Genomic DNA, 9,644 nt, shown 5'->3' with positions numbered 1-9,644 from the left:
CCCTTCCTCTTAACCATCCTCCAGGATCCGAGCCACGTCCTTAAGTGCCGAACCAGAAATAGGGAGATAATTATGACTCCAAGGCTTGAGATCGATAATAATTCGAAACCATTCACTGCAATTCACCAGTTATCCCAATAACGCTGCATCCAATGAATCTTAGGCAGTGACTAATCCATGCCTTGATCCACGATGCTCCACGATTCATGGTCATGTCCTTCAATTTGAACCTATTGCAAATTGTTAAAACTCCTTAATAAATATTTCTAATCCATCATTGTTTCATATCGATACCAGTTATTTAATATCTTTAGTTATTAATCAGAATTAAGCTAAGATTCCCCATCGCGAAGTGCCAGTGCCCCTCTGATCTGGGCATCATCCTTAGCCCCCATGATTATGATAATTCAAGCCAACATCATGACTAAGGGAAATGTGTTCTTCATTCCTTGGAAGAGGAAAATAAAAATCTGACCTCCTCCCCGCCCTAAAGGGCGAGGCTTGTCATTCATTTTATCATAATTTTATAATTTGGTTTCCTTTCCCTTGAATTTCTAATTTCAAGATTAGCGGTAAAGCTTTATAATGCATTCACCTTATCCGCGTAATGAGGAGAAGCCTTGCATTGGCATCCATAATCGCTGCCCCAATATTGATTGCCTACCAATTAGCTCACACAAGCGGCGTCGTGGATTTATTGCTTTGGCTAATCCTAATATGGATTACTGCGCATCTATTACTGGACTTGAAGAGGCCGTGGAACGAGGAGGCTAGGCTGAGGGTGATTGGCGTTGCGATGGCATGGTTGGGGCGGGGATTATTGGCATTTAATTACGTAGTGTTAACGGGGGGAGTTTACCCCCTCCTGGGAACCAATAATTGGGGGTACTTACGGTTGCCGGCGATTATTTACGCATTCATCATGTTGATGGGCATCGAGATAGCCGAGTACTTTGCCTTCCCTAGAAGGACGACTCAAGGCGAGACAATTGGATCAGCGCTGACTAGGTTGATTAGGAGCACGCAGACATTCATGGTTAATCACGGTTACTTAGTGGTTTTTATCATTGCATTATTAATTAGGTTGATACCCGAGATGGTTGCTTGGCCATGGTTCGTGGGGTATGATACCCCAGAGTACGCAGCCACATTAATGGATTACTTAGTGAAGCCGACGTTCTTCACATACACATGGTGGTATGGCGGNCCATCAATTCTTCCGCCCCTTCTCTATATGTTGCTGTACCCCATCGCGTTCCTGGTGAATCCATGGATTATATTCAAAGTGGTTAATCCAGTGCTGTTGGCGCTAATGGGCGTTGCAATGCTGTACGCATTGAAGAGGCTTGGATTAAATGGGGAGGAAGCACTCATAGGCGCTGCGNTATTCACGTTCTATCCAACCACGTACACTATTTCATGGGAATTAAGTAGAAATATGCTGGGCATAATTTTCATTTTACTAACCATGGCCGAATTCGAGAGACACATTCATGGGGAGAAGAGGTGGGCCATTCTCGCCGTTCTGGCGGTGTTATCCACATTAGCCCACCAAACATCAGCTACATTAACTGCGCTGCTCTTCCTCACTTACTTCGCCGTGAAGGATCATGACCCCAGATGGTTGCTCCTGGGGCTCATAGGCGTCTTTGGCGACGTTGTTTACACTAACTTCGCCCCGCTCCACGTGGCGATAATCCATTCATCGACTGGGGTCAGCCTTAATGTATCCAGTCCGCTCACGGAGAGCAGGACAACAATTTTCACGCAGGCACTAAGCCAATACCTAGCCCCGCTTCTAGTGGCTTTCTGGCCACTACTATTGCTTACCTCTCATTACAAGAGAAGGCCTCCCTTCAGCGTAGTTGCCATTTTACTTTGGTTACTGATAATAGTGCTGCCCGCGGCCCTCGCTCCAAGCTTCAGCTTTGTTCAGTGGTGGCGGTGGAGCCTCATGATCCCCATGGCCCTCGCTCCCCTCGCCACTAGGCCAAAGCTCCTTGCCTTATCATTCACCATATTATTCCTATTGCTTGATATCGCTTGGACTTGGGCGCCAATAATGCCCTCGCTATTCCCAAGCGCGTCATCCCTGCTCGTCCAAGGAACATTCACAAGGGCATGCGCAGTGATTCCAATGGAGGCGGAGGGATATGAGGCGGGGCTTTATGCGGCTACCCATAATGGCACATACGTCACGGATTACTGCACATACACATTCATGCACCTAGCGGATAGGTTTGGACGCAACATAGTGGTCTCATATGATCCCCAACAAACCGCTGAGAGCCTTAATGGAACAGTGTACTTAGTGACTGATCAATTAATTAATGCACTAAGGTAACGCAGTTCGGCAGCGGAGTAACGTTGCTTCCAGATGCGGGCGGCACGTCCTACCCCATCTATATTTACGAAGTTAAGCCAAGCACCCCAAGCCAGTAAGCCTTTAGGCAAACATACTAATAATTGCTTAGAAGCCAAGTACTCTAGCCCTATATTTAATAATGCTTGCCGCATATGGATTTTTAAAACGGCAATTACTTAGTCCTTAAATGCCTGAAGTGAATGCCGGGGATCTCTTCATATTAACTGGAGCCTTGGGTGGGGACCTTGGGGATTACATATTGATGCCTCTGGATGATTTTGATGTTATTTTTCAGTCGCTTAACCTAAAGATTGTGGAGAACGTGGCTAAAGGCAGGAGTACCTTCACTGACATAATGAGGGCAACCGGCATATCGAGGGGTCAATTAGCGAGGCACTTAAAGAGCTTAGTGAAGGCCCATTGGTTGAGGCATGATGGTAAGCAGTACAAGTTGACGGCGTCCCTAATAGTCGTGTTTGATCCCGTTTATTCCGGCGGAGAGATTAGGCTGAAACTATATAACGATAGGGGTGCATTCATTGATCCCCAGTACGGCATGTTGATATTCAGGGGAACCACTGGCCTCTGTAGGACGTGTCCCTTTAGGGAGGCGTGCGTGAGGAACGTTAAGGAAGTGTCCAGATTATATGGAATAACCATTAGATCCATAGAGCCCAGCGAGGCGTACGTTGAGATATTCAATACGTTAGTTAGCCGAGACCTAGTTAAGAGACTCAGAAAGCAACCTCTCGCGCCCATCTAATCAAGAGGAGGAAGCCCCCGCTCTGAAGCTGAGCAGCGTATTGCCTTTAATAGTGGTTAATGGGGTGATCAGCGTGAGGGGCATGGTGGAAAAAATTATAAGCAGCCTGAAATTCTTCAATTGATGGATTTGGCCAACGCCATTGAGTTAATGAAGCCGCGGGTCATTTGGTTGCTGGTGTTCTCAGCAGTTGGGGGATACTTAATAGCGGCCATTCCCCGCGTTAATGCATTAAGGCTCATTGAGATAATAATAGCTGGACTATTGGCCACCGGCGGATCCGCAGCTGCCAACATGTTGTTTGAGAGGGACATAGATGGCTTAATGACTAGGACCGCTAAGCGGCCATTGCCCTCGGGCTCAATGTCGATAGAGGCGGCTTGGGCCGAGGTGATTATATTAACCGGGGCTGGTCTCCTGCTTGGCTACTTATGGCTGGGCCTGGTTCCCTTCATATTTATGGCAGTTGGTTGGTTTTTCTATGCAGTGATATATACCCTGGCATTGAAGCGGCGAACATGGCTTAACATATTGATAGGGGGCTTCGCCGGTAATGCAGCGCTGTTAAGCGGTTGGGCTGTGGCTGCTCCGATAAATATGGAGGCAATGTTAATATCATTCGCGGTGTATCTATGGATTCCCGCGCACATATGGTCCCTCGTGATGAGGTATGCCGATGATTATAGGAAAGCCAATGTGCCGATGCTTCCCATACTTATAAGTAAGAATAAGGCGATAGGCATTATCGCTATTCTTAATGCGGCCTCCACGATATACATGCTGCTCCTCTACGCGTTATTCATTAATTCCTGGCCCGGCTACGTCCTTCTCCTGCCATTCGCTGGGGCATCCATCTACATATCCCTAAAGTCGNTTATTAATCCCACTGATGATGTTTTCTGGAGAATGTTCAAGATGACGAGTCCAGTATTAACTATTTTCATAATTGCCGCGATGATTGGATTGGTAATTCGCTAGGCTAGGAGCGCAACATGGATCAATTCGCCCAGGCCCGATGCCGCTATTCCCATTGCTATGTATAGCATGAACCAGAGANCCTCATTACCGCCAAAGTACTTGCTCATTAATAAGCCGAAAAAACCGAGAAGAATCACTGGAACCAGTGGTACCCAGCCTATCCTAACAGCATTGATGGTTAATTCGGTGATTATGGCTGCCCCAAATGAGACGATGCCGAAAACCCCGCTCCTATAAATGGCCTCAAATATCTTNTCCTCATATAGCTTGGTCCTAAGCATTGTTCCCTGCCGCATGAATAATGATCTCTCCATTTTACCCAATTGCCGACGCTCCTCTGTGTACTCAGCCATGAATGCCGTGACTAAATTAATGAACATTATGGTTAACGCTGATCCCGTCTTTGCGTAGTAATTCCCCATTGGAAGAAGCGGAGACAATGCTAGAGCCGTAACTATGCTATCGAGAAAACCCAGCACTATATATCTGCCTAAACCCTTATCCATCATTGCTTCAAGATTCATTGGCTCTCCTTTATTTTCCTTGCGTCTAGGTCAATGATGTATTCACCGGCCATCACTTGATCTATGCTTCTAATGACCCCNCCCATGCGCTCCACCGATTCCTGTAGAGCCTTATAATTTATTCCGGAGCCATCGACCACTATGACGAGGCCCAACACATCCACATCGGTATCGGTGACGGTTATATTCACGGCCTTGACTCCCTCGACCTCCGTTAATGCTTGGGCCAAGTCCATTAGGTGCGCCGAGGTGGGCACATCCACATCCAGTATTAGGCGACGTATATTTGACACGCTTAATCATAACCGTGATTCATTATAAATATTTTCCAGGAGGATACGTGAACTACCCCGCCCTAACGGGGTCTCAAGTGATGAAGGGCTAAGGGATGCGCAGTAATTCCTCACATTCATTCCTATTCGACTTATTTAGATGGATCAACCTGAATTCGAGCCTCTTTATCATTATGGCCAGGAGAGCCATCATTAGCCCAATCATTCCCGTACTGGTTAATTCAACGGCTATTATGCCCCAAATGAAGTGATTCACGTGATGAAAGAGGAGCTGGGTTCCAGTGTATATGGTGAGGAGGGCGCCGGGCACTAGGAGCAGGGCCACGGCTAGGGAGAAAATCAGTATCGGGTTATACCTAATCATGAGCCTTATTATGTCTATCCCAATGCTTAATCCATGGCTCCACTTGAGCTTGGGCTTACCTATGCGTTTCCTATAATTTATGGGATGCTCGCCTATTTTACCCATTGATGCCATTTGCGACGCGATATCGACCTCCACGCTGAATCCACGCGAGCCTGGTATTATTGTTCTGGCAGTATCGCTCCTGAGGAGATACATGCCGGTCAATACATCGCTTAGCCTAGTCCCGAATAATAGATTAAATATGCCGGTAAGCACTGCGTTCCCGAATCTGTTCAGCGCGGGTATATTATGCCTTCCATTTAATCTAGCGCCCAGCACCTCATCTAGGTCGCCTTGAATGGCCAGCTTCAACATTTCAATTATGCTTCCGGGATCATAGGTATAGTCGCCATCCATTATCAAGGCAAATGGGGTCTTCACGTACTTAAGGCCAGTATACACGGCGCTAGCCTTACCGGTGCCAGCGCTCTTAAGTACCTGGGACCCGAGGGACTCCGCTATTTTAGCCGTTGGATCACTGAAGTCATCAACAATGGTAATTATATTGCTTATGCCATATCCATGCAGTTCCTCTATGACCTTACCTATCCCCTCCTCTAACTTGGCCGGTATAAGCACTGTCAGGCAGGAATTAATATCCATATAAAAACTCTACCATTACCCTTATTTAATCTTAACCTAAACTATTCTAAGTGAACTGCTCCAGGGGCTGCGATATCATTGGGGCCCAAGTGATTCAACCATTCCCTCGACCGCCATCTTAAATAAGTGGTAATGTGCTTTTTTTCTCCGAATCCCATCAATGACTTGCCGCAGCCTTTGATCCTTTTCGATCAGTATCTCCTCAGCATTTGTCTTCTCCGCCTTGGCCTCGGTTAGGGCCTTCATCCAAGCCTCTACCTGGGCCACATGATTCTCCAACCTCTGCACCGCGTTATCCACTATGCCGAAGTGAGTGTAGGCTAACTTAGATGGGTTCGCCCGTATTAATTTCTTGATGCTATCCAGGTATAAATCCAGCCTGACTGGGCTCATTGTGGTTGGAATCACGTAATCGAAATCAGACAAGTAAATGCCCGCCGCATCCCCCAGGAACAATACTCCGCCGGGATCCATTAATATGGATTGATGGTGGCTAGCATGGCCGGGGGTGTGAATCACTTTAAGCGATATATCCCCCACACTCACTATCTCGCCGTCGCTTGTCTCATGAATCCTATCGCGGGGAGCATCAAATGACTTACCATATAGTTCGCCGAGCCAACCCATGGCCACTCGAGCCGGTTCCCATATTATGTCCGGATTCATGATTACTTTACTGGCCTTTGGATGGGCATATATCATGGCGGGGAAGAATCTAGCCAAGCCGCCGGCGCCGCCGCCGTGATCTATATGCACATGCGTGACCAGCACGTGGGTTACGTTTTTGCCCCTAATGAAGCTAGCCAAATCCGTGGCGGTTACGGCTGGTCCAGACTCTATTATGGCCACCTTATTGCCCGCCTCTATTAGATAGACTGAAACCAAGCCGTTAAAGTTGCCCGGCTCGAGATCTATTTGGCTTAACGTATCATTATACCTATTTAGTTTCATGAATATATTATTTGTGGCTTAATTTAAATTTTCTTACTAGGATTGAAAAAATCACCCCCCGCCCTAAAGGGATTCCTCGGGGGCCTAGAGGGCCATCGCTTATATGGCTCAACGCCTGAATCGACCTGTTCAAATAATGGGAACACCATCGGAAACTTTATAACTTAACCCATATGTTGAGGACCATGTCAGAGAAAAAAACTCAACAGCAAAAGAAGAAGTCAAGCGGAGGCTGCGCCTAAGCCCTTCCCTTCCATCACTTCCTTAATGAAATCCATATATTTTTTCACTAGTTTCTCATCGGCTCCCAACACGTTCAGTAGGAACTCCTCCTCTATGGCATTGAGGCTTCCCGGCACTATTATAGAGTGGGGCGTCTCCCCCATATCGGGCGGCGAATCTATTGTTGATGCAACTATTTTCTGCGTGCTCCATCCCACCCTGGCCAAGTAAATGGCCATGAACCTACTCGCATCGAGTCCCCTCTCCCTTAGGTCGCTGGAGACCAATTGAGCCGCATAGCTCGCCTCCATGAATTCGCCCTTATCATTTATATCGAGCAATAGCAATGTATGGAGTCCCCTCCTCATGTTGTCCAGCATCACATCAATGTGCCTCCTGCTTCTATAGCCTAGCCTCTCGTATGTTATGGTAGCAATGGGGCCGGCCTTATATGGCGAGAGACCGGCTTGGCTAAATGCCGCGCATACTATGCTTACCGAGTTAATTATCCGTACTTTATGGCCGCGCTTAACCGCCTCCACAGCTAATGCCCCATGAGTGGTCGCCATTAATGGGTCGCCAATGACGAGGAGTGACACTGCCTCACTTGATGCTAATGCGCTCATCACCGNCTCACCACTATTGTTCTCAATATCGTGCCTCGACAAAGTGAGGGGCCGGCGGCCGATTAGCTTGACTAATTCATCCTCTGCATATTGAGGTAACTTGGATGTGTATAATTCAATGAATACTTCGTTGGAGGACCTCATCGCGTTAAGCGCTTCTAGGCTGATATGGCCTGGATGCAGGCCTATTCCTATAATATAGAGTAAACCCATGCATCAATGCTCCCTCCAATTGCTTTAACTATTTTCGCCTCCCAAAACGCTGTAAGGGGGCCATGTATCCAAGTATTGAGCGGGGATCCTTGTCTCCAGCATTTGCTCTGCAATATTTATAAGCGTTAATATTGGGTGCCCCCACGAATGTACGTAATTGGGCACATAAGTATGGATAGGATAATCGATGCGGAGGAAAACACAACGATAAGCACAGGCGGTGCACCGACTTACTGCGGCTTCTACTTGGCTCAATTGGGGTTAAGGATTGAACCGGTGTCTGTGGTTGGGCGGGATTTCTCCAGAATCAATGAATATATAGAGCGTGAGATCCCTATAAGCCGGATTAGGGTTGATCCATCATGCAGCACAACGGCATATGAATTACGATATAGGCCCGACGGCTCACGGAGATTGCGTTTACTCAGCAAGTGCAGGGACCTCACTGTTAATGACGTGAGTACCGTTAGGGGGACAGCGGTTCTTAATCCAATAGCTGGCGAGGCTTCCCTGGACNTAATGAGGAGAATAAGGAATGCAGCTGATTTTCTAGCGATTGATGCCCAGGGATTCGCTAGGAGATTTGATACGGATGGCANTGTCTATAATAAGTTGGATGATTACACCCTGAACTCGTTGCTTGAGGCAGGCAATATGATTAAGTTAAGCTCGGAGGATGCGGAGAAGCTTGATATCGATAAATTGTCCCGGGATGATCGGTATATATTAGTGACCGCGGGAAGCAAGTTGGGCCTCCTCCTACATAACGGTAAGCGATACGTGTTTAGATCCATTCCAACCATTAATGCGATCGATCCAACCGNCGCAGGGGACGTGGCTGGCTGCACGCTTGCATGGTACTTAAGCAGGGGCGAGGATATTAAGTGGAGCNTTGCCCGGGCAATGGCCATGTCGATGGAGAAGGTGAGGCACATGGGGCCCTATGGACAGATAGACGCCGGCAATGTCAATGAATTAACGGACCTATTGCTTGGCCTTATCGATACTGCTTGACTGCAGTATCTTCTCAACATNCTCCTTATTGGTTATCATTACGTAATTATACCTGCCCCTCTTCTCCACTGTTAGCAACCCATTCTCCATTAATCTCTTGATCATTCTGGACAGGGATGCTTTAGGTATGTTAAGGTCCTTACCTATGGTTGCCTGCATTGCTTGCCCATCATTCTGCAGAACGTATTTCATAACCATTAATTCATCATCCGTAAATGAGGGCAACCTGAGCTCGCTGCCTTCCTGTGGTTTAGCGACGTACTTCTTGCTTGCGTCGTATAGGAAGTAGGCTAGGCTAGCCGTCACCACTAATTGAACCATGGCTAGCGTTATCATTACTTGAGCCGTGAACATGCCTCGCTCGCCTGCATTACCCACTCGCTTATTTTGGAGGCAATTATTGGGAGAACCCCCAACGTGTATAGTTTCCCTTTTAATTCAACGAATAAACCCAAGTCCTCCGCCTTGGAAAAACCATGACCGGCAAGGGAATCAGCTAGGCATTGGGAGGAATCATCGCGACTCATTATGCGTATGGTGACGTCGGCAACGCTTGAGCTATATATGTCTGGCCTAACCTTCACGTCTATATCGATCACTCCATTATTGACCCTATATAATTTATGCATTGATGAATCATCCCCAACCAACCAACCATTGTTTAATAATTCACCCTTCATCTCAAT

At 47.2% G+C, this 9,644-nt stretch carries 10 protein-coding genes and 1 pseudogene; 4 read left to right on the top strand and 7 right to left on the bottom strand.

Features of this window, described 5'->3' with window-relative positions; translation table 11 throughout:
* Positions 1 to 607: 607 nt before the first annotated feature.
* From AT710_07975 to ubiA, 3 genes are all read left to right on the top strand, one after another.
* Positions 608 to 2,344 (top strand): hypothetical protein, encoded by a 1,737-nt coding sequence (locus tag AT710_07975; protein ID KUO90933.1) that lies wholly within the window; start codon positions 608 to 610, stop codon positions 2,342 to 2,344.
* A 208-nt stretch (positions 2,345 to 2,552) separates the two neighbouring features.
* Positions 2,553 to 3,128 carry a hypothetical protein gene (locus AT710_07970; protein KUO90932.1) on the top strand — a complete coding sequence of 192 codons (576 nt, stop codon included), beginning with the start codon at positions 2,553 to 2,555 and terminating at the stop codon, positions 3,126 to 3,128.
* A 123-nt stretch (positions 3,129 to 3,251) separates the two neighbouring features.
* Entirely contained in the window at positions 3,252 to 4,106 is an 855-nt protein-coding gene (ubiA, locus tag AT710_07965) for a protoheme IX farnesyltransferase (protein ID KUO90931.1), read from the top strand.
* Here the strand turns inward: ubiA and AT710_07960 are convergent.
* The 5 genes from AT710_07960 to AT710_07940 form a co-directional block, all read right to left on the bottom strand.
* Positions 4,103 to 4,615 (bottom strand): hypothetical protein, encoded by a 513-nt coding sequence (locus tag AT710_07960; GenBank protein KUO90930.1) that lies wholly within the window; start codon positions 4,613 to 4,615, stop codon positions 4,103 to 4,105. The two genes, ubiA and AT710_07960, sit on opposite strands and share 4 nt — an antisense overlap.
* A gap of 11 nt (positions 4,616 to 4,626) precedes the next feature.
* Positions 4,627 to 4,923, bottom strand: a complete 297-nt coding sequence (locus AT710_07955) for a hypothetical protein (protein KUO90929.1) — start codon at positions 4,921 to 4,923, stop codon at positions 4,627 to 4,629.
* Between the two features lie 88 nt (positions 4,924 to 5,011).
* The gene (locus AT710_07950; GenBank protein ID KUO90928.1) at positions 5,012 to 5,908 is read right to left on the bottom strand and encodes a hypothetical protein; all 897 of its coding nucleotides are present in this window, start codon (positions 5,906 to 5,908) and stop codon (positions 5,012 to 5,014) included.
* Between the two features lie 99 nt (positions 5,909 to 6,007).
* Positions 6,008 to 6,883: an MBL fold metallo-hydrolase gene (locus AT710_07945; protein ID KUO90927.1), complete on the bottom strand. Its 876-nt coding sequence runs from the start codon at positions 6,881 to 6,883 to the stop codon at positions 6,008 to 6,010.
* Between the two features lie 221 nt (positions 6,884 to 7,104).
* A complete protein-coding gene (locus AT710_07940) occupies positions 7,105 to 7,944 on the bottom strand; it encodes a hypothetical protein (GenBank protein ID KUO90926.1) in 840 nt (279 codons plus the stop codon).
* A 147-nt stretch (positions 7,945 to 8,091) separates the two neighbouring features.
* Between AT710_07940 and AT710_07935 the strand changes: the two genes are divergently transcribed.
* Entirely contained in the window at positions 8,092 to 8,958 is an 867-nt protein-coding gene (locus tag AT710_07935; GenBank protein ID KUO90925.1) for a hypothetical protein, read from the top strand.
* On the opposite strand, the gene AT710_07930 is transcribed toward AT710_07935, so the two are convergent.
* Together AT710_07930 and AT710_07925 are read right to left on the bottom strand one after the other, a co-directional pair.
* Entirely contained in the window at positions 8,929 to 9,312 is a 384-nt protein-coding gene (locus AT710_07930) for a hypothetical protein (protein ID KUO90924.1), read from the bottom strand. The genes AT710_07935 and AT710_07930 overlap by 30 nt on opposite strands.
* Positions 9,294 to 9,644 (bottom strand): annotated as a pseudogene (locus tag AT710_07925). The gene AT710_07930 and the pseudogene AT710_07925 overlap by 19 nt, the downstream one beginning before the upstream one ends.

It is taken from the genome of Thermocladium sp. ECH_B, assembly GCA_001516585.1.
GTDB lineage: Archaea > Thermoproteota > Thermoprotei > Thermoproteales > Thermocladiaceae > Thermocladium.
This window is presented reverse-complemented; position numbering and strand designations above follow the sequence as displayed.

What these genes read in the sequence shown, in the direction of transcription:
- AT710_07970 (KUO90932.1), top strand. Translation starts at nt 2,553, where the DNA reads ATGCCTGAAGTGAATGCCGGGGATCTCTTCATATTAACTGGAGCCTTG.
- AT710_07945 (KUO90927.1), bottom strand. Translation starts at nt 6,883, where the DNA reads ATGAAACTAAATAGGTATAATGATACGTTAAGCCAAATAGATCTCGAG.